The 20520-nt window shown below is 43.6% G+C and carries 18 protein-coding genes; 13 read left to right on the top strand and 5 right to left on the bottom strand.

The genetic code is table 11. From position 1 onward, the window contains the following. Positions 1-3 precede the first annotated feature (3 nt). From MHB67_RS16480 to kduI, 3 genes are all read right to left on the bottom strand, one after another. Positions 4-1470 carry a spore germination protein gene (locus MHB67_RS16480; RefSeq protein WP_133744486.1) on the bottom strand — a complete coding sequence of 489 codons (1467 nt, stop codon included), beginning with the start codon at positions 1468-1470 and terminating at the stop codon, positions 4-6. A gap of 102 nt (positions 1471-1572) precedes the next feature. Continuing rightward, positions 1573-2346: a 2-dehydro-3-deoxy-D-gluconate 5-dehydrogenase KduD gene (kduD, locus tag MHB67_RS16475; RefSeq protein ID WP_024426292.1), complete on the bottom strand. Its 774-nt coding sequence runs from the start codon at positions 2344-2346 to the stop codon at positions 1573-1575. A 5-nt stretch (positions 2347-2351) separates the two neighbouring features. Beyond that, a complete protein-coding gene (gene kduI / locus MHB67_RS16470) occupies positions 2352-3179 on the bottom strand; it encodes a 5-dehydro-4-deoxy-D-glucuronate isomerase (RefSeq protein WP_024423659.1) in 828 nt (275 codons plus the stop codon). A gap of 260 nt (positions 3180-3439) precedes the next feature. On the opposite strand from kduI, the gene MHB67_RS16465 reads away from it, so the two are divergent. From MHB67_RS16465 to MHB67_RS16410, 12 genes are all read left to right on the top strand, one after another. Then, positions 3440-4450, top strand: a complete 1011-nt coding sequence (locus MHB67_RS16465) for a LacI family DNA-binding transcriptional regulator (RefSeq protein ID WP_024423658.1) — start codon at positions 3440-3442, stop codon at positions 4448-4450. Positions 4451-4536: 86 nt separating this feature from the next. Continuing rightward, entirely contained in the window at positions 4537-5553 is a 1017-nt protein-coding gene (locus MHB67_RS16460) for a sugar kinase (protein WP_341082496.1), read from the top strand. After that, positions 5525-6124, top strand: coding sequence for a bifunctional 4-hydroxy-2-oxoglutarate aldolase/2-dehydro-3-deoxy-phosphogluconate aldolase (locus MHB67_RS16455; protein ID WP_342492646.1), 600 nt, complete (start codon positions 5525-5527; stop codon positions 6122-6124). Before MHB67_RS16460 ends, MHB67_RS16455 begins: the two co-directional genes overlap by 29 nt. Before the next feature lie 119 nt (positions 6125-6243). Continuing rightward, entirely contained in the window at positions 6244-6699 is a 456-nt protein-coding gene (locus tag MHB67_RS16450; RefSeq protein WP_044333324.1) for a GNAT family N-acetyltransferase, read from the top strand. Positions 6700-6768: 69 nt separating this feature from the next. Beyond that, on the top strand, positions 6769-7770 hold the full coding sequence (locus MHB67_RS16445; RefSeq protein WP_283859678.1) for a sugar-binding protein: 1002 nt from the start codon (positions 6769-6771) through the stop codon (positions 7768-7770). Continuing rightward, on the top strand, positions 7767-9209 hold the full coding sequence (locus MHB67_RS16440; protein WP_342492645.1) for a sensor histidine kinase: 1443 nt from the start codon (positions 7767-7769) through the stop codon (positions 9207-9209). Before MHB67_RS16445 ends, MHB67_RS16440 begins: the two co-directional genes overlap by 4 nt. Beyond that, the gene (locus MHB67_RS16435; RefSeq protein WP_198456608.1) at positions 9203-10621 is read left to right on the top strand and encodes a response regulator; all 1419 of its coding nucleotides are present in this window, start codon (positions 9203-9205) and stop codon (positions 10619-10621) included. Before MHB67_RS16440 ends, MHB67_RS16435 begins: the two co-directional genes overlap by 7 nt. A gap of 102 nt (positions 10622-10723) precedes the next feature. Further along, a complete protein-coding gene (locus MHB67_RS16430; protein WP_342492644.1) occupies positions 10724-11989 on the top strand; it encodes an ABC transporter substrate-binding protein in 1266 nt (421 codons plus the stop codon). A 57-nt stretch (positions 11990-12046) separates the two neighbouring features. After that, positions 12047-13018 carry a sugar ABC transporter permease gene (locus MHB67_RS16425; protein WP_133744493.1) on the top strand — a complete coding sequence of 324 codons (972 nt, stop codon included), beginning with the start codon at positions 12047-12049 and terminating at the stop codon, positions 13016-13018. Next, a complete protein-coding gene (locus MHB67_RS16420) occupies positions 13015-13836 on the top strand; it encodes a carbohydrate ABC transporter permease (RefSeq protein ID WP_024426281.1) in 822 nt (273 codons plus the stop codon). The genes MHB67_RS16425 and MHB67_RS16420 overlap by 4 nt, the downstream gene beginning before the upstream one ends. A gap of 147 nt (positions 13837-13983) precedes the next feature. After that, on the top strand, positions 13984-14934 hold the full coding sequence (gene manA, locus MHB67_RS16415) for a mannose-6-phosphate isomerase, class I (RefSeq protein ID WP_044333314.1): 951 nt from the start codon (positions 13984-13986) through the stop codon (positions 14932-14934). Positions 14935-15058: 124 nt separating this feature from the next. Beyond that, a complete protein-coding gene (locus MHB67_RS16410; protein WP_342492643.1) occupies positions 15059-17689 on the top strand; it encodes a glucosaminidase domain-containing protein in 2631 nt (876 codons plus the stop codon). Positions 17690-17706: 17 nt separating this feature from the next. On the opposite strand, the gene MHB67_RS16405 is transcribed toward MHB67_RS16410, so the two are convergent. Beyond that, positions 17707-18897, bottom strand: coding sequence for a CDP-glycerol glycerophosphotransferase family protein (locus MHB67_RS16405; protein WP_308280965.1), 1191 nt, complete (start codon positions 18895-18897; stop codon positions 17707-17709). Between the two features lie 11 nt (positions 18898-18908). Then, complete coding sequence (locus MHB67_RS16400) at positions 18909-19679, bottom strand: WecB/TagA/CpsF family glycosyltransferase (RefSeq protein WP_024426277.1); 771 nt, start codon at positions 19677-19679, stop codon at positions 18909-18911. A gap of 359 nt (positions 19680-20038) precedes the next feature. On the opposite strand from MHB67_RS16400, the gene tagD reads away from it, so the two are divergent. Next, entirely contained in the window at positions 20039-20428 is a 390-nt protein-coding gene (tagD, locus tag MHB67_RS16395; protein WP_008343212.1) for a glycerol-3-phosphate cytidylyltransferase, read from the top strand. Positions 20429-20520: the final 92 nt, after the last annotated feature.

Raw genomic sequence — 20520 nt, 5'->3', positions numbered from 1 at the left:
CGTTTAATCTCCTTGTCTTTTGAGATTTTTTATTTTTGCTGTTTTTGGTCTGGATTTAAATAGCCCGATTGGTAAACGAACGTACGTATCCTTTAGATCTGAAAACGGTGAAGACAACACTGGTGTGAAATAGTCAAAACCAAATGTCTTTAATTGCATCAAGTGACAAAGCACAAATAAATAACACATGATTAAGCCGTATAATCCAAACAATGCTGAACTAAATATCGCCATAAACCGCAAAATACGCAGTGGGAAACTAAAGTCATATGACGGTGCCGTGAAGTCAGCCAATGCAGTCAGTGACACAATAATCACCATTAAGGCACTGACAATATTGGCTTGGACAGCTGCCTGACCAATAATTACGCCGCCAATGAGCCCAATTGTCTGTCCGATGGCTCTTGGAAGCCGTAGTCCAGCTTCACGCAGCAGCTCTATCGTAAAAGACATGAGAATGGCTTCGACAACAGGAGGAAAGGGAACATTCTGCCTGCTGCCTGCGATGGTGAGTGCCATTCTTGTCGGTAATAAACCGGGATGATAAGAGACAAGTGCAATGTAAAGCCCGGGTAAAAAAATCGTGAGGAGCACGGCAATATAACGAAGTAAACGCAAAAGAGTCGCGCTTGTCCACCTCTGATAATAATCTTCCGGAGATTGCATCAAAGCTGTAAGTGTCATAGGTAAAATAAGGGCAAAAGGAGTCCCATCGAGCAAAATGGAGACTTTTCCTTCAAGCACAGATGCAATCACCCGGTCAGGACGTTCTGTGTTTTGAATTTGTGGAAAAATGGAGATGTGACTGTCCTCAATCAACTGTTCAATATAGCCGGTTTCAGGGATGTCATCCATTTTGATTTCGGTCATGCGTGATAGAACATCTTCTACTAGTTTAGGATCAGCAATATCGCGAACATACACAAGAGCAGCGGATTTTTTATTGCGAGTACCGATACTCACCTTTTGAATCACAAGATTTGGGTCGTTTGCCCGTTCACGGAGTAAAGCCGTGTTTTTTTCAAGATTCTCAATAAATCCGATTCGTGGTCCTCTCACAAGAACTTCAGATTGCGGCTCTTCTACTTCTCTAAATTGAAAAAGATTTGTATGGAGTGCAAGTGCTTGATCCGCTCCATCTACAAATAAAATAGCCTTGCCGCTATATAACTGCTCGATGGCAAGGTTCATATCATCCAGCACATCATTTTGAATGCCAAAGAACGTTTTTGAAAGGGAGGCAAGTGTAGTAGAACCAACCTCAGTGATGTCGAGTTCCTTTTGCATTGGTGAAATGATTTGCTTAGAAAGCATCTCAAATTCTGTGAGTCCTTCAACGTACACGAGACATGCAGAAATAGTGGAAGGACCAAATGAAAAAGAGTGGAACACGATATCATCACTTCTTCCGGCAAAGCTTTTGACACGCTTAATGACGGACGCTATATCTTGTTCAATACGACTTTTCATAATACCTCACCCTCATCACATGTTTTTTATAGAGTGACTCGGAAGGTGGAGAATTATACAAATAGAAAAAAGAGAATCCCGGATAGGAATTCTCTCGTTTGTTTATCTTGCAAGCCATCCGCCATCAACAGCTAAAATGTGGCCGTTCATATAATCAGAAGCTGGTGAGCTAAGGAAAACAGCAGCACCGGCTAGATCCTCAGGCTTTCCCCAGCGCCCGGCGGGAATTCGTTTCAGAATCTCTTCATTTCGATTTTCATCGTCACGAATGGCTTGTGTGTTATTAGTCGCAATATACCCAGGCGCAATCGCATTCACTTGAATATGCTGGCTTGCCCATTCGTTGGCAAAAGCTTTCGTCAGCCCAGCGACAGCATGCTTACTTGCTGTATAAGCAGGGACAAAGACGCCGCCTTGAAACGATAGAAGGGAGGCGATATTAACGATTTTCCCTTGCCCATTTTTCAGCATCTGCTGTCCAACCTTTTGCGTGAGGAAAAAGAGACTGTTGATATTCACATCCATGACCGTATGCCAATCTTCCTCTGAATAGTGAGCCGCCTGCTCTCTTTTAATGGTTCCAGCATTATTGATTAAAATATCAATCGTATGCTTCTTTAATATGGCATCGACAGCCTGCTTTGCAGACTGAGGATTAGAAAAATCAACCTGAACCGCATGAAATGATCGGCCTGCCTGTTCGACTAGCGCCTTTGTTTCTTCAAGCGGTGTGTGATGGTACGTACCGATGATATCTGCACCTGATTTGGCAAGCGCCACGGCAATGCCTTGCCCAATACCGGTTCCGGGGCCTGTCACAAGGGCTGTTTTTCCTTCAAGGGAAAAGAGGGACGCTGCATATGAAGTTGTCATCATCCTCGTTACCTCAGCTGATCCATTGGGACAAAGTCCATATCTTTGAACGTATAGTTTTCGCCCGCCATTGCCCAAATAAATGAATAATTCGCTGTTCCTGAGCCTGAATGAATGGACCAGGCAGGTGAAATGACTGCTTCCTCATTTGCCACCACAAGATGTCTCGTTTCAGATGGCTCCCCCATAAAATGAAAGACCCGTGCATCCTCTTCGATATCAAGATATAAGTACACTTCCATCCGGCGATCATGAATATGAGCAGGCATCGTATTCCATGTGTTATTGGTTTCAAGCTGAGTGATGCCCATCATGAGCTGACAGCTTTGGATGCCGTCTGCATGGATGACTTGATACAGGTTTCGTACGTTGGAAGCAGCTGCTTCCCCTAAGTGGTTTGGTGTTAATTCAGCGATGGCTGCTTTTTGCGTAGGGTACGCCCTGTGAGCCGTGGCTGATACTAAATAGAACTTGGCCTGCTCGCCTGATGAACTAGTAAACTGTACATCTTCGTGACCAAGGCCAATATATAAGAAATCTTTATGCTCCAGCACAAAGGCCTCACCATCAACAGTGACCGTTCCTTGGCCGCCGACATTCACAATCCCGATTTCTCGTCTTTCAAGAAAATACTCCGTCCGTAAAAAGTCTCCGGCATCTAGTGTGATCGGCTCAGCTGCCGGCATCGCTCCGCCAATCACCACGCGGTCCTCATGCGAGTAATAGAGCTTTAATTCACCACTGACAAACAGCGTAGGAATATGAAAATGACGACGAAGTTCCTCTGTTGTAAAACGTTTGACCTGCTCAGGATGTACAGCATAACGATTTTCCATTTGGATAAGCCTCCCTTTCCATCTGAAACAAATATTGATATTTTATTTGGTATCGGTTTCAAGGAAAATTTTAGAGGAAAAAGAGAGCGCCGTCAACTGTTATTTTGAAATCGCTTTCTTTTACTCTGATTAGACAAATTCTTTCTATCATCATGCAAAAAAACCTTCTGAAATGCGTTCAATTATGATATGCTCTTTTTAAGTTTATTTGAAATCGGTTTCGAACCAAATGAGAAGATCAATTGTGGGAGTTTTTTTGAATGAAAGAGAAAAAGCAAACGAAAGTCACCATAAATGAAGTTGCAGCATATGCAGGGGTCTCAAAATCAACTGTATCCAGATATATCAATGGCAGAACAAATGAAATTTCTTCAGAAAAGGTAAAAAAAATCAAGAAAGCCATTGAAGAACTCCATTATCGTCCGAGTCAGCTTGCTCAAGGATTGAAGGTCAGAAAAAGCAAGGTCATTGGGTTTATTGTAGCCGACATTACGAATCCATTCTCTGTGGCAACACTTCGCGGGGTCGAAGAGATTTGTGATGAAAATGGATACAGCATCATGGTGTGCAACACAGATAATCGTCCAGAAAAAGAACGGGAAATGCTCCTAAAGCTGAATGCACATTATATTGAAGGGCTCATCATCAATACGACAGGACAGAACAATGACATTCTGGAGGATTTTAAGAAAAACGGTGTACCGATTGTTCTTGTGGACCGGAAGCTGCCTGAACTGAAAGTAGACACAGTGACCACGAACAACCGTGATATCACCATCCGGCTGCTTCAAAAAATGTATGAGAAAGGCTATGATCACATCGCTTTCTTTACTGAGCCTGTCGATGGAATCAGCCCTCGTGAAGAACGAAAGGAAGCATATGAACAGACAGCTTTGAGTAAACATAAGAAGCCGATCATTGCAGAAATTGATTTAAAGCAAAAGGAACAAATGCGTGAAGAGATTGTCCGTTTTTTACAATCAAACGAACAGAAAAAAGCGATTTTAGCCGGTAATGGATTACTCATGCTGAAGCTGATTAGTGAACTTGTAGAGCTTGGGGTGAAGATACCTAAAGAGATAGGCATTGCAGGGTTTGATGATACAGAATGGTATAAGCTGATTGGACCTGGAATCACAACGGTTGCCCAGCCATCTCATGAAATGGGGAAAGCAGCCATGCAAAAAATCAAGTCGCGGCTAGAAGGGGATGAAAGTGCGCCCCAAACGATTCAGCTTGATGGAGAAATCATAGTAAGGAAATCTTTATAAATGATAGGCAGAGAAGAGTATACATACGTGCATGCTCTCTCTTTTTCAACTGATTTGAAACCGGTACCAAGAAAGGGGAGAAATGAGTGAAAGCGTTGGATGCGGTCACATTTGGGGAATCAATGGCGATGTTTTATGCAAAAGAAGTTGGAGAGCTTCATCAAGTGCATACATTTCAAAAGGCGCTTGCTGGTGCAGAGAGTAACGTGGCTGTCGGCTTGGCGAGGCTGGGCTTTCATGTGGGATGGATGAGCAAAGTCGGAGCAGATTCACTTGGCACATTCATTTTAGAAGAGCTTCAAAAAGAAGGGGTCGATACAAGTGCAGTGCTCCGTTCAAATGATGGGTCTCAAACAGGAATCTTACTTAAATCAAAAGTGAAGGAAGGAGACCCTGACGTCACGTATTATCGGAAAGGCTCTGCTGCGAGCACAATGAGTCCAAGCGACTTTCCCGCCGCCTATTTTAAACAGGCAGGCCATCTTCATATGACTGGTATTCCGCCTGCCCTATCCAGTGAAATGAGAGCGTTTTCTTTTCATGCCCTTCAAGAAATGAAGGAAGCGGGCAAAACCATTTCATTTGATCCAAACCTAAGGCTTCAGCTATGGAAAGAGGAGAAAGATATGATTCAGACGGTGAATCATATCGCCTCACAATCGGATTGGTTTTTTCCAGGGCTTGCAGAAGGGCAAAGGCTCACAGGTTATCACGAGCCAGAAGAGATTGCAGATGTTTATTTGCAAAAAGGTGTCAAGCTAGTGGTCATTAAGCTAGGGGCAGAAGGTGCCTTTTATAAAAGTGCAGCCGGTCAGGGAATTGTGAATGGGTTTTATGTGCAGGATGTCGTAGACACAGTTGGAGCTGGTGATGGATTTGCAGTGGGGGTCATCAGCGGCTTGCTTGACGGCTTATCACATGAAAAATCCGTGACAAGAGGCAATGCGGTCGGGGCACTTGCAGTGATGTCACCTGGCGATAAGGACGGACTGCCTACCCGGGAGGAGCTTCAGGCTTTTATGAAAGAAGCCAAGCGATTTCAAAGGCGGGAGTATATGAAAGGGGATGAGAGATATGGAAAAGTCAGCAAGTTTGAGAGTTAAAAAGCAGCTAGCGTCTTGTAAATTAATTGCAGTGGTAAGAGCGGGTAGTGAAGCAGAAGGCATTGAAATGATTGAGCGTTTAAAGAAAAAAGGGGTCCGTGCCATTGAAGTGACATATACCACGCCAAATGCTGAACGCATCATCGCATCCTTCCAAGAGCAGCAGGACCTCATAGTAGGAGCGGGAACAATTACAACGCTGGAGCAGGCGCAATCAGCCATTGAGGCAGGTTCGCAGTTTATCGTTAGTCCAGGATACCTTTCTATGGTTGGAGAACATCTTTCATTTTACGACACACTCTATGTACCAGGGGTTCTCACCCCGAGTGAAATCATGCAGGCAAAAGCGGATGGCTACTGCTTGCTCAAGCTTTTTCCAAGCGGCTCCTTCGGTTTATCCTATATGAAAAACCTGCAAGGCCCATTTCCAGAGATTGAATTTATTCCTACGGGCGGCATTCATCCAGCTGATATTCCAAAGTGGCTCAAAGCAGGCGCGGTGGCTGTCGGTGTCGGAAGTCAGCTTGAAAGCAGTACAGCAGAGGAATTACAAGCCGTTCTTTCTTCATAAATACTTGTCAAACGAACAAACAACTGGCTCGTTGATGCCGGTTGTTTGTTCGTTTATCTGACATAACAGCAGGTAAACATTTAACTCTTCACGTACAATGATCATGAAGGAGTGATTGAATGTACATTCTACAAGATGAACTCACGGATGGACGAATTGACCAGCTGATTACCGCACATATAGAAGAGATGAAGGAGCATTCGCCGCCAGAAAGCATTCATGCCCTTCCATTAACTGATTTAAAAAAGCAAGATGTCACCGTGTGGAGTGTGCGAGATGGAGAGGAGCTTCTTGGCTGCGGAGCGTTAAGGCAACTGTCAAGTGAACATGGGGAAATCAAATCGATGAGAACCGCAGCCCTCCATATGCGAAAAGGTGTAGCGAGATATATGCTGAATCATCTTCTCCAAGAGGCAAAACGGCGCGGCTACACACGTGTCAGCTTAGAGACAGGGGCAATGGCTTTCTTTGAACCAGCAAGAAAACTATATGAGAGCGCTGGGTTTCAGTATTGTCCGCCTTTTGGTACATATCAAGAAGATCCAAACAGTTTATTTATGACAAAGGAATTATAGAGGTCGAGAGAGTATGCTTATAAGCAGCTCTTTTTTTTATGCGGAAATAGTGGAAAGGAGGAGGACTCGGTGAAATTATCTAAGTGGATTGGAATGAGCGCATTTCTCACATTTTGTGTGGTATCTGTCATCTTCTTAACGTTATTAGGTCAAGATTTATTTAAAATTGAAAGCGCTTCCGATAGATCGGAGTCAACGTATCAATATCATTTTGTCCTTGTACCGGAGGAACTTGATAATGAATATTGGCAGCTTGTACAAAAGGGAGCTGCGGATGCGGCAGACGTTCATCACGTGTATCTAGAATATTTGGGCCCAAAGCAAGCGGATGTGGACGATCATCTGAAAACCATTGATATGGCGATCGCTGGACATGTTGACGGCATTATGACGCAGGGACTTGATGCGAAAAAATACAAACCGCTTTTTCAGAAGGCAAGGGAAAAAGGAATTGATGTCGTTACCGTCGATACGGATGCAGAAGGGAGCAAACGTCAAGTGTATGTAGGAACGGACAATTACTATTCAGGCTTTATCGCAGGGCAGGCACTCATCGCAGATACAAAAGGGGAACAGTATGTAGGAATTGTCACAGGCAGGCTGGATGCCATTCATCAAAAGCTGCGTGTCAAGGGTTTTCGAGATGCCGTTGCTGCTGAAAAACGCATTCATATTGCTGGAATAGAAGAATCAGCCATTACGAAGTCAGGCGCCTCAGGTGCGGCTTATAAACTATTAAACGATCATGCGAAGCTCACCGCATTTTATGGTACAAGTGCGTTAGATGGTGCAGGCATCATTCAAGCAATCGCACAGTATCGATCATCCACTGATTTTTATGTGCTTGCATTTGACACATTGCCTGATACGATTCAGGCGCTTGATGATGGGACAATTGATGCTGTGGTCGTGCAGCATCCTTATGAAATGGGCTATCAAGCGGTTGAATCGCTTGTTCGTTTGCAGAAAGGTGAAAAAGAAGAACCGCTTCAGTACACGGGAACGAGTGTGATCCGGCGCGGGGATCTGCCTCTTCAGCAAACAGACAGAAAGCAGGGGATGCAGCCATGAGAAGGATTCGAAGTAAGCTGTTATTGGCATTTTTAATCCTTGTGCTTCTTGGCAACGTAGCCGCTTTTTTTGTCTACTGGAGCAGTTCAAAAATCACATCAGAATATAGCCGGAGCTTTCGTTCTTTTCTCCTGCTCAATGATATCTCGACAGAGGCGAAAACGATGTATGAAAAGGTCAATGCCTATTCCATTGAAAAGGATCGGAAGTTTGCCAAAGAATATCTTACGTCAAAGCAGAAAATGAAATCATACGATCAAGCGCTGCGAAAGGATGCCGGGCTTCATGCGGCGATTCCTTCTATTGAAAAATATCAATATATGATGCGGACGCTCATCAATGAAAGTGATGCGACCATGACACATGTAAAAGAAGGGAAAATCGAAGAATATGCTGCAAGTGTGAAGGAAGTGAGAACCGTCTCCTCCTATATACAAGAGCAGACGATGACCCTGCTTGATGATGAATTATCTGAGTATCAGATACTCTATCAAACTCTTCAAAAAAGGCATCAAACCTATGCGCTCTTTACCTTATGCCTGTTTACGTTATCAATCGGGGTCGCCTTATGGATGGCGTATATGATTGCTGGCGGGATCTCAAGACCCATCGTTCATCTGTCCCGAAGCGTAAAAGAAGTATCAGAAGGAAATTTTGATGGAGCGAATTTGCATGTCACCTCAAAGGATGAAATCTCTGTTTTAAATGAAGCCTTTCAGCGAATGCGGCAAGAGATGAAAATGATGATTGAAGAGATCAAACAAAAGGCAGCATTGGATCAAAAAATCAAAGATATGAAGCTAAAAACGCTGCAAAACCAAATGAACCCGCATTTTTTATTTAACACATTAAACATCGTTTCACGTATGGCTTACTTAGAATCAGCAGAAGCCACATCGAGGCTGATTCAATCCGTTTCCACGCTGATGCGGTATTCGCTGTCTGCTCTTAGTACATCCGTTACATTGGAACAAGAAGTGAAAGTGGTGAAAGAATATTTTCATATACAAGAAACGAGATTTGCCGATCGTATTACGTGCAAAACGTCCATCGATGAATCATGTTTATCTGTGCATATCCCAAGTCTTACCTTACAGCCGCTTGTTGAAAATGCCTTTATTCATGGCGTCGAGCCAAAGGAGGAAAAGGGACTTGTCGAGCTCTCGATCTATGAAGAAGGCGGCTATGTGATGATTCGGATTCGGGACAATGGGATGGGCATCAATGAACAGGAGAAAAGAAGATTGCTGTCAGAAAAAGAAGAGGAAGATCCGAACATACTGAGTAAAGGCCACTCGACAGGAATCGGTCTTCGGAATGTAATGTCAAGACTGCGCTTGTTTTACGGGGTGCAAGATGCCCTTCAAATTGATTCAAAGCCAAACGAAGGCACCACCATACAATTGGCTATTCCGATGAAGGAGGGACCGGCATGCTGAACGTGCTGATTGTCGATGATGAAAAAATAGAACGGCTAGCGATGCGGAAGTTCTTAACCGAATGGGTTCCAGAGTGTCATATAGCAGGAGAAGCGGAAAATGGAAAGAAGGCGGTTGAATTCGTGCGATCTGAGTCCATTCATCTTGTGCTCATGGATATTCAGATGCCTGGCATGGATGGACTGACAGCGATCAAACAGATCAAAGCAATCAGTCCTCATACAAAATTCATTATGCTGACAGCCTACGATACATTCGATTATGCCAAGCAAGCGATGCAGGAGGGGGTGAAACAATACCTCGTCAAACCAGCTGACAAAGATGAAACCATCGCAGCCATTCGATTTGTAGCAGCAGAGATTCAGCAGGAGGCGTCTCTGCGGCAGGCGGCAGCGGCCGATCAGCAGTCAAAGTGGCTTGAAGCGCATGTCATGAACGGTCAATCCTATACATCCATGGAGTTTCAACAACTATTCTCCGAATATGAAGCAGGTCTTATCATTGCTGTTCAGCGGACAGAAGGAGACCAGCTATTGATCGATTTACAGAAATCAGCACGATTTCATACGGTGCCGATTCAGAGGGGGGGAGAACTGTTTACATGCCTCATTTATAGTCAGCAGGGACCAGGTCAGCTAAAGGCAGAGGTGCTGCAAGCCATTCGAGCTGCCATGACAAACGGTCAGCCTTCACCTGTCGTTGGCATAGGGCACCCAGTCTCAAACCCGCTTCATCTTCAGAAAAGTGCAGCAGAGGCGAAGCTTTCCTATTATCAGCGAAAAAAGAGTGGCGGCGTTGTTCGTTATGGCTTTTACCAAACAGAGGTGAAGCCCGGTCCATTGATTCATCTGCCGGAGCTTGCAGACAGCATGATGCAGGCGCTCGAGGAAGGGAGAAGAGAGGATGCGCTGGCTTTATTTGATGCCTTTCAATTAGAGGGGGCGACGATTTCGCAGGTAAAAGAACTGCTGATTCTCTTCAAATCACGCCTCCGTACAGACCTATCGATATTGACAATCAGCACCGCAGCTGAATGCCGCCAGTGCTGTGAACACCTATTTGATGTGTATGAAGCGAGAACCCAGACCATCAATGACATCGAGCGGGCAAAACGTTACATCAAAACATATTATTGTGAACAGATCACGCTTGAGCAAACGGCCGCTTATGTTGATTTAAGTCCCACCTATTTCACAAAACGATTTAAAGACGAGACGGGTCTGACATTTAAAGAGTATGTGACAGCCTGCCGGCTGGATAAAATCAAAAAGCTCCTCAAAGACAGCACGCTTAGCTTAAAAGAAATTACCTTTCAGGCAGGATATACAGATCCTAATTACGTCAGCCGTGTGTTTAAGAAGATGGTCGGCTGTTCACCGAAGGAATATCGAAAACAGGCCGTAAAAAAATGAAGAATTTCATAAAAAAGTGAAGAAGTTTGCCTGAAAAAAAGCAAGGATCTGCCATTATACTTATTTTGATAACGCTTACAAAATAGGGATGGGGGATCAATTATGAAGTTCAAATTAGGCTTTACGCTGCTGGCACTCTGTATGCTTATCGTCACTGCCTGCAGCTCATCGACGAACTCAGAGGCAAAAAAAGAAGGCGGAGCGGAAAAAATCGAAATTTTCTCTTGGTGGACAGGAGCAGGTGAGGAAGACGGGCTGAAGGCACTCATCCAATTGTTTGAAGAGAAGAATAAAGACATTCCAATTGAAAATGCAGCCGTCGCAGGTGGTGCTGGTACGAATGCAAAGGCTGTCCTGACTAGCCGTATGCAGGGAAATGATCCGCCTGCTACGTTTCAAGTGCATGGCGGGGCGGAGCTGAATGAGAGCTGGGTCGCGGCAGGCAAAATGGAGCCTCTGGATGATTTATATGAAAAAGAAGGCTGGAAAGACAAATTTCCAGAATCACTGATTGACCTTGTCAGCAAAGATGGGAAAATTTATTCCGTGCCAGTGAACATTCACAGGGGCAATGTGCTTTGGTATAACAAGAAGGTATTTGATGATGCAGGCTTAGAGCCGCCAACGACATTTGATGAATTTTTCAAAACAGCAGATGCATTAAAGAAAAAAGGAATCACACCACTTGCACTTGGAGATAAGGAGCCTTGGGCAGCGACTCATTTGTTTGAAGGTGTTTTGCTGGGTGTATTAGGGGCAGATGGTTATCAAAAACTTTGGGCTGGCGACATGAAAATGGATGACTCGAAAGTGAAGGAAGCGGCAGACATCTTTGGACGTATGCTCGAATACGTCAATGACGATCACAGTTCACGTAACTGGCAGGATGCCTCACAGCTTGTGGCAAAAGGAGAAGCGGCAATGAATGTCATGGGCGACTGGGCGAAGGGGTACTTTGTGAATGATCTTGATTTGAAGGTGAATCAAGACTTTGGATACACGGCGACTCCTGGAACGGAAGGAAGCTTTATGGTGATCACCGATACATTTGGACTGCCAAAGGGTGTGAAACAGCCAGAAAACGTGAAGAAATTCTTATCCGTTTTAGGATCTGTGGAAGGACAGGATGCGTTTAATCCGCTAAAAGGATCGATTCCAGCACGTGTGGATGCAGATGTATCAAAATATGATGAATACGGAAAATCGGCGATGAAGGCATTTAAAGAGTCAAAACTGGCGCCGTCTCTTGCTCATGGCTCAGCTGCTGAAGAAGGGTTTGTGACAAAAGCAAATCAAGCCGTCAATATCTTCGTGACACAAAAAGACAGCAGTCAGTTTGTTTCATCATTAAAAGATGCAATGAAATAAAGACGAAGGAGGCGGCGGCTAGGCACCGCCTCTTTTTTTAAAAAGGAGTGTAGCTTCATGCGCATGGACACATCGCCGATGACAAAAACACCTGTGCCCAAAGTTAAACGTATGCGGAAAAAATGGAATGGAGACCAGCTGCTGGCGCTGCTCTTTTTAGCCCCGTCAGCGGTTTTATTATTCATCTTTGTTTACGGTTTTATTGGCTGGACAGGATATGTGTCATTATCAAACTGGACCACGCTTGTTCCTGATTTCTCTTTCGCAGGTCTTCGCAATTATGTCATGCTGTTTCAAGATTTCCGCTTTCAATCAGATCTTCGAAACACGGTCTTTTTCACTTTATTTTTTATTGGAGCGGTCATTGTCTCTGGTCTCGCACTTGCGATTTTACTAGATCAGAAGATCAAGGGGGAATCTCTTTTTCGGAATTTATTCTTCTTTCCGATGGCCCTTTCCTTCGTTGTCACAGGAGTCGTATGGCAATGGATTTTAAACCCGTCAACTGGGGTGAATTTATTTTTGAAAACGCTTGGTATCCAGCCTAAGTGGTATACGGATACGAACATATTGGCCGGATTTGTCTGGGGGAAAATTGAGTTTGGTGTACCTGCGGCCATGATTGCTGTTGTGATTGCAGCTGTTTGGCAAATGACAGGCTTCTCTCTGGCGATGTATTTGGCGGGTCTGCGAGGAATTCCAGAGGAAGTAAGAGAGGCTGCTAGAATGGATGGCGCAACGGAGTGGCAGATTTACTGGAAAATCATTTTTCCTCTTTTAAAACCGATTACTGCAAGTGTTGTTATCATCATGGCTCACATTTCTTTAAAGATCTTCGATTTGATTTACTCGATGACAGGGCCGGGTGCGAACTTTGTCACAGATGTTCCGGGCGTGTATATGTTTGAAATGACCTTTAGAGGAAACCATTATGCAGGCGGTGCCGCCATTGCGGTTGTCATGCTGATCTCTGTTGCGGTCTTTATCGTGCCATATCTCCTGTCGAGCCGGAAGGGGGCTTCATCATGACAGCCAGATGGTTTGTCCGTCCAGTTCTTTATGCTTTATTGATTTTGTGCAGTCTCTTTTTTCTGATGCCTGTTTATGTCATGCTCGTCACAAGCTTGAAGCCATTAGGTGAAGTCACCCTTGAGCGAATGTGGTCACTGCCATCTACTATCGATTTTTCAAGCTATCAAATCGCGTTTGAAAAGCTGGCGCCCAATTTAATGAATTCTCTTTATCTTGTCATTCCTGCTACTTTACTGTCAGCTGTATTAGGTGCAATGAATGGCTATGTCCTATCAAAATGGCGTTTCAAAGGATCAGAAGTCGTCTTTACGCTGATGCTGTTTGGGATGTTTATTCCATATCAAAGTATCCTGATCCCACTCATTCAATTTTTGCGTGAAGTCGGATTGTATAATTCAATTCCAGGGCTTGTGCTTGTCCATGTCGTATACGGACTTCCGATCACAACACTCATGTTCCGAAATTTCTATGTGAGCATCCCAGATGAAATGATTGAATCGGCGAAAATGGATGGTGCAGGGTTTATCGGGATTTTCAGACATATGATTCTTCCGCTTTCGATCACAGGATTTGTTGTGGTGGCCATTTGGCAGTTCACAAATGTGTGGAATGAATTCTTATTTGCGGTCACAATGACCACTGCGGAGCATCAGCCGGTGATGGTTGCCTTGCAAAATCTATCAGGCAGTCAAATTGTGCAATGGAACGTCCAAATGGCAGGAGCGATATTGGCTGCGCTGCCGACACTACTCGTCTATATTCTTCTTGGAAAATACTTTGTCAAAGGGCTTCTCGCAGGCTCTGTCAAAGGGTGAAATATTTTTTGTGTTATCGTTTTCATTCGGTGTACTGAAAGGATTGACTTCTCTTTAGATAGCGTCATAATAAAAGTTGAGACTTACTAGTTTTCATCAAGCTAGGTAAGGATTATCAAAGGGTAGCAAAGGGAGGAGTCATCTTGAATGAAGCAGTCACCAATTTTTTTACTGCCTGAATTGAAGGAGAGAATATGGGGAGGCACAGCCTTAAGGGATCAATTTGGCTATGATATTCCTTCTGATCAAACGGGAGAATGCTGGGCAATTTCTGCTCATCCAAACGGACCAAGTGTCGTGCAAGACGGTCCATATAAAGGGAAAACGCTGATCGAACTTTGGGACAATCATAGAGAATTGTTCGGGGGGATAGAAGGCGACCGCTTCCCGCTGTTAACTAAAATATTAGATGCAAACCAAGACTTGTCTGTTCAAGTTCATCCAGATGATGATTATGCGGAAAGACATGAAAATGGCGAGCTTGGAAAAACAGAGTGCTGGTATATCATTGACTGCAAAGAAGGAGCAGAAATGATCTATGGGCACAATGCAAGAACAAGAACTGAGCTAGTCACCATGATGAATAGTGGAGATTGGGAAGGTCTTTTGCGGCGGGTGAAGATTAAGCCTGGTGATTTTTATTATGTGCCAAGCGGTACCATTCATGCGCTTTGCGAAGGAACGCTTGTCCTTGAAACGCAGCAAAGCTCAGATACAACCTATCGCGTATATGATTATGAACGAAAAGACCAGGATGGCAACGAACGTGAACTTCATTTTGCGCAAGCGATTGATGTCACAACAGTTCCTCATGTAGACGGGTATGCAGATGAATCAGTTGAAACACGCCGGGGAGTGACCATTCGTACATTTGTCGAAGCAGAATATTTCTCTGTGTATAAATGGGAAATTGATCAAAAAGTAGAGCTTACGCAGGATTATCCGTTTTTGCTATGCAGTGTGATTCATGGAGAAGGGTCTTTAGAGCATGACGGACACACATATCCACTGCCAAAGGGCGCTCATTTTATTCTGCCGGCTGAAACAGGAAGCTTCTCAATTGAAGGATCTTGTGAACTGATTGTGTCGCACATATAAGGAAAAGAGGACTTCGAGGGGGTCCTCTATTTTTCTATTGCATAAATGACTTGAAAGAGTACTTGTTTTTGTCGATAAAGAGATTAGTAGACTATTATGCAAAGTTAAGAGAGGGACAGGGAACGTGAAAAAAACCATCAAGATTATGTTACTCGCAGCTGCCTTTGGTATGACATTACACACGGGTAAAGAAGCGCAAGCAGCCTCCTATGTCGATCAATCCATTTATACGATGAACACCTCAAAGGTATTTACAACAGAAGCAGAAGTGAAAAAAGCAGTGGAAACACTAAAGAAAGACAAAAAGTGGACAGCCACTTATCAAACCTCAGGAACTACGTCGACCTATCAGCTCACTGCTTCAGGATATGAGTCGCAAGCAGCAGCGAATGCAAGTGCAGCTGCATTAAAAAAAGAAGTGGGCATGAGTGGTACGGTGTCTCCAGTAGGTGACCGCCTTCCTTTACAAAAGGTCGTATCTGACCCAGTCAATGATGAAAGTCAGGCGAAAAAGCTCTCACTTGAGCTAACAAAAACATCAGGGCTCAATAGCTCCTATGAAGTCATCAATCAAAGCAAACCTTCTTATCAGGTCATATCAGGAACCATTGATTCTGAAACGAAAGTGAAAAATATTCAAACTGAGCTGCAAAAGCAGGCAGGTGTCACCAGTACATACCAAACCGAAACGAAAGCTGGCACTGTGTATCAGCTGATTTCAAGCGGTATTGTTGGACAAAGTAAGGCGAATACCATTCTACAAGGCTTTCAAAAGGCATCTGGCTTAACAGCAGTGCTTCAAACGGTGACAGCGGGTAAGCCGTATTACATCGTCACATCCGCTGCACAAGCGAACGAGTCGAAAGCACAGACGCTCCTTACTCAGCTGCAAAAAGAAGCAAAGATCAGCGGGAAGATTCAAAAGACTGGTGCCTTAAAAAATGTCTACAGCTTGGAATCAGGCTATTTTAAAGACAACAAACAAGCAGCTTCAGCTGCAGCTCAGATTAAGAAACAAACCGGTGCTGCAGGTGCTGTCCAGCGAGTGGGAAAAACAAAAAATTATATCGTGAAGCTCAATCAATTGAACGATACAGCTTACGGCAAAACGGTAGCCTTTTTCAAGAAAAAGAAATGGCGCTACACCTCCAAAAAGATTTCTTCCACACAGCCATATCAAGTCGTGACGGGAAACCTTTTAGGAGATGACCAAGCGAAAAAAGCAGCGGCTTTCTTCCAAAAGAAAAAAGTATCTGCGACAACGAAAAAAACAGGCAAGGTATCAGACAGCACATATCGACTCGTCGTCAATCAAGCAGTGGACCAAGCGAAAGTGAATAAAGGTGCCGCCTACTTAAAAACGCAGAAGCTGACAAGCAGCATCAAGACAAGTAAGGGACAAGCTGTCAGCAAAACATATAGTCTTAAGACAACACCTGTATATGAACAAACTAAAGTGAAGCAGGCTCAAGAGATTATCAAGAAAAATGGCGTTCCCAGCAGTACAAAAACGCTGACAGAAGCGGTCAAGCAATACCGTATCATGACAGAGCCGACAGTGAATCAGACAAAACTGAATCAAGCACTCAGCTATTTGACGAAACAAAAAATGAAGGCCGCTGCTCAAAAAACAGGCGCAGCCGATTATGCTCAATATCAGATCAAAACAGGTGTCATCTCAACCGCTGCACTGCGTGACCAAGGCTTGGCATTTTTCAAAAAACGGAATGAAACCGCTGTGTATACAACAACAACGAAACCAACTTACAAAATTAACATTACGCAGCAATTTACAGGATTACCAACTGTAAATGAAGCCATTGCATTTGTGAAAAGCCAATATGGCTGGACTGCCACAGCCGTAAAAATTAAAAATGGCCCAATGGTCATGCAAACGAACTACAACCTTACTATCAATGAGATGGTCAACAAACAAATGAAGGTATCACCACAGACAGATGGTGCGGCCTATGTTTATGCAGCATATGTAGACCAAGCCACATCGACAGTGAATACGGATGGCTTAAATGTCCGTTCAACACCTGATTCTAGCTCTGCAAGCAACATTGTGGCACAGCTCAATAAAGGAGCAAAAGTGAAACAGCTTGGGAAAGAAGGGAACTGGATCAGGATCAACCTCGGCTGGAGAAATGCAAGTGCAGCAGAGGTGCAAAAATATGTAGATCCAGCTAATATTGCCGAAGGCACGCAATCTTATTTTCAATTTCTGAAACTCTCTGAAGCTGCGAATCTCAATCCAGCAGAGGTCAATTCAAAAATTTTAGAAGGAAAAGGGATTCTTGCGGGTAAAGGACAAGCCTTTATTACAGCAGCAAAAACGTATCATATCAACGAAATTTATCTTATTTCTCATGCGCTGCTTGAAACGGGTAACGGAAGTTCCATTTTAGCGAATGGTACAATGTATAATGGAAAGAAAGTTTATAACATGTATGGCATTGGCGCATATGACAGCAATCCGAATTATCTTGGTGCAAAGTATGCGTATGAACAACAATGGTTCACGCCAGAGGCTGCCATTATTGGCGGAGCAAAATTCATTGGCAACAGCTATATCAATAATGCCACATACAAGCAAGATACAATTTATAAAATGCGCTGGTCGGCTGCAGCGACTCATCAATATGCAACAGATATTGGCTGGGCTTCTAAGCAAGTCACTCGCATGTATAGTTTGTATAACCTGCTTGATGACTATACGCTGTATTATGATATCCCGGTGTATAACAAATAAAAAAACGTCCGTGCTTCCTAATGAGAAGCCGGACGTTTTTTGTGTAAGAGCAGCTGCTGTTCAATAAATGAGAGGAGCTGCTGACTGGATTGTCCCTTTGAATATTGGTTCCATTCCTCAGCAAAGGTTTTGATTCGTTCTTTATTGGTTGATCCGTTTAGGTGCAAAAGCTCCTGCAAGAGTATGTCTTGAGTGACGCAAGCCTTACCAGGAATGATATCTTCATACCGATCGACTAAGCCGCGTTTCTCTCGATAAGTGTCTAAGTCATAAGTGAAGAACAACACAGGCTTTTCGAGCAGTGCATATTCAAACACAATGGACGAATAATCTGTCACCAGGACATCACAAGCACAAAGCAATGGATAGAGCGGCTGATCGGACACATCAAATATCCATTCACCGTCTGTTTCTGCTTTCGCTAAATGTTTGACCGCAGGATGAAGCTTGACGAGCAGAATGTAATCGCCATTCAGCTCAGTTTGCAATTGCTCTTTTGAAAAAGGCAGGACAAGACCGTCCATTGCAAAGTCTCGATAAGTTGGTGTATAGAGCAGGATCTTTTTCCCTTTTGGGATATCATTTAGCTTCAAGGAAGGCTGGTGCTGTTCGTAGTACACATCCGTCAGTGGTACACCAGTTGGTAAAAAGCAATCATCTTTGACCCCAAACGAGGTCTTGAAAATCTCACGCATGTGATCTGAGCCTGTCACAATGTAATCGAAAGACGCATAGACACGTTTGAAGCGTTCGATGTCACGGGGACTTCGTTCAGAATTTGAAGCATCTTCGAGCCCGAATTTTTTCAAAGCCCCATTGGCATGCCATACTTGAATACAGGTGGTAGAAGGCCGTTTTCTGAGCACACTCGTCATGAGAAAGTAATTATCTGTCACGACAACCTTGCTTTTAAACATCGTATACAGACATTGAATGAGATGGAGAGGATTTTTTTCATGAAAATAGCGAAATGACAGATGAGGCTCGTCCTTTTCTATCGCAGAAGCATGCTTCGTATAGAGGACAGTAAGCTTCATTGTCATGTTCGCCTGTTGTTGATAAGTATGAATGAGAGCAGCCGCATTCTCTTGGAATGAAACAAGCAGCGTCACCTGGTTTTCACGAGGCTTCACGCCGCTCATCAGCCATCCAATGAAAGAAATAAAAGCTGCGTAACATGAAATCATCATTGAGCGTATATTCATCATTTATCAGTCTCTCACAGCTGCTTCGTCTGATCCTTTACCTGCTCAGGATAATAACGTTTTTTTCCTTTGCTTTCCTTCAAGACGGCAAAAGCGTACTTAGGAATATTGAGCATTCGTTTCCATCTCCATGGATTCACAATCAATCTGTACAGCCATTCTGTATTTGTCTTAATCATCCAGCGTGGTGCACGCTTCACCGTTCCGCTAAATACATCAAAGCTTCCGCCTAAACCGATGCAAACAGCCTGCGGGAATAAATGGCGGTATTCGTAAATAAAGTTCTCTTGGTTTGGATAACCTAATGCAACAAACACCATATCAGGTTTCGAGCGCGCGATTTGCTTCGCTACGAAACGTTTATCGGCTTGATAGCCGTCACAGCTTCCGGCAAGGACCACATTTGGATATTCCGTATCAATTCGCTGTTTCACAGCCTCAAGCACTTCTTTTTTCGCACCATATAAAAAGATTCTTTTAGACTGCTTGTTTGCTAGGTCAAGCATAGACATGAAGACATCAAAGCCGGCAATTCTAGACTTAAGCGGACTTTGGGTCATGCGGGACATCAATACGACGCCTACGCCATCCGGCAGTACATAATCCGCAGATGAGACGACTTGATGGTACGCATGATCCTTCATGACGGCATAGCCTATCTCTGGATTGACAGTCGCAATCATGGCGCCTCTTCTCTGAGAAATATGATGCTGGTTCATATAGCTGATAAATTCATCTAAGTCGCCGTTTACATAAGAAAGATTAGAGACCACTTCTGTTTGCATTGTTTAGACCTCCTTTTTAACTTGTTATCTATGAACGTTCATTGTAAATTCATTCTTCGCCTACTCATCATTTTATCACAGATGCTCCATGAAATATTAACAATAACTTTACAAACCTTTAAATTTCATGACATTTTCATCATTTCATCTGGACAATCCTTTGTGAAACATTGATTCTTCGGACTTTTCCTCCTGCGCCCAATAAATTGGAAATAGTTTGTCTTTACATCCGCTTAACGTTTGGTGGGCGCTGTGATATAATGAGGTTCCGAAGAGCGAATCGAATATCACAGAATTACGGATAAATTACTGCACGAATGGAGTCGAATAAGGATTGAAGAAAGGAGTTTATGTTTGCAATGAAGAAAGTTATTACTTACGGTACATTTGATTTATTACACTGGGGGCACATTAAGCTGCTAGAACGTGCAAAGCAGCTCGGAGATTACTTAGTGGTGGCCATCTCTACAGACGAGTTTAATTTACAAAAATCAAAAAAAGCTTATCACAGCTACGAGCATAGAAAGCTGATTCTTGAAACCATTCGTTATGTAGACGAAGTCATTCCAGAAAACAGCTGGGATCAAAAAGTCCGTGACGTGCAAGAGCATGATATCGATGTGTTTGTCATGGGAGATGACTGGGAAGGTAAATTCGATTTCTTAAAAGAACATTGCGAAGTCGTATACTTGAAGAGAACAGAAGGCATCTCGACAACACAAATTAAGGAAGAAATTGCGGGACTTTAATAGATCGAAAAAAAGTACTTCTTATCTTTTGGTGAGAAGTACTTTTTCATGTAAAATACAATGAGCAAGTCATCATTATTTTTAAGGAGAGC

Source organism: Bacillus sp. FSL H8-0516, from assembly GCF_038635285.1.
Taxonomy (GTDB): Bacteria; Bacillota; Bacilli; order Bacillales; family Bacillaceae; genus Bacillus; species Bacillus safensis.
This window is presented reverse-complemented; position numbering and strand designations above follow the sequence as displayed.

Bases quoted from the DNA above. Each gene is read 5' to 3' on its own strand.
- MHB67_RS16480 (WP_133744486.1), bottom strand. From the start codon at position 1,470: ATGAAAAGTCGTATTGAACAAGATATAGCGTCCGTCATTAAGCGTGTC.
- kduD (WP_024426292.1), bottom strand. From the start codon at position 2,346: ATGATGACAACTTCATATGCAGCGTCCCTCTTTTCCCTTGAAGGAAAA.
- kduI (WP_024423659.1), bottom strand. From the start codon at position 3,179: ATGGAAAATCGTTATGCTGTACATCCTGAGCAGGTCAAACGTTTTACA.
- MHB67_RS16465 (WP_024423658.1), top strand. From the start codon at position 3,440: ATGAAAGAGAAAAAGCAAACGAAAGTCACCATAAATGAAGTTGCAGCA.
- MHB67_RS16455 (WP_342492646.1), top strand. From the start codon at position 5,525: ATGGAAAAGTCAGCAAGTTTGAGAGTTAAAAAGCAGCTAGCGTCTTGT.
- MHB67_RS16450 (WP_044333324.1), top strand. From the start codon at position 6,244: ATGTACATTCTACAAGATGAACTCACGGATGGACGAATTGACCAGCTG.
- MHB67_RS16440 (WP_342492645.1), top strand. From the start codon at position 7,767: ATGAGAAGGATTCGAAGTAAGCTGTTATTGGCATTTTTAATCCTTGTG.
- MHB67_RS16435 (WP_198456608.1), top strand. From the start codon at position 9,203: ATGCTGAACGTGCTGATTGTCGATGATGAAAAAATAGAACGGCTAGCG.
- MHB67_RS16430 (WP_342492644.1), top strand. From the start codon at position 10,724: ATGAAGTTCAAATTAGGCTTTACGCTGCTGGCACTCTGTATGCTTATC.
- MHB67_RS16425 (WP_133744493.1), top strand. From the start codon at position 12,047: ATGCGCATGGACACATCGCCGATGACAAAAACACCTGTGCCCAAAGTT.
- MHB67_RS16420 (WP_024426281.1), top strand. From the start codon at position 13,015: ATGACAGCCAGATGGTTTGTCCGTCCAGTTCTTTATGCTTTATTGATT.
- manA (WP_044333314.1), top strand. From the start codon at position 13,984: ATGAAGCAGTCACCAATTTTTTTACTGCCTGAATTGAAGGAGAGAATA.
- MHB67_RS16405 (WP_308280965.1), bottom strand. From the start codon at position 18,897: ATGATGAATATACGCTCAATGATGATTTCATGTTACGCAGCTTTTATT.
- MHB67_RS16400 (WP_024426277.1), bottom strand. From the start codon at position 19,679: ATGCAAACAGAAGTGGTCTCTAATCTTTCTTATGTAAACGGCGACTTA.
- tagD (WP_008343212.1), top strand. From the start codon at position 20,039: ATGAAGAAAGTTATTACTTACGGTACATTTGATTTATTACACTGGGGG.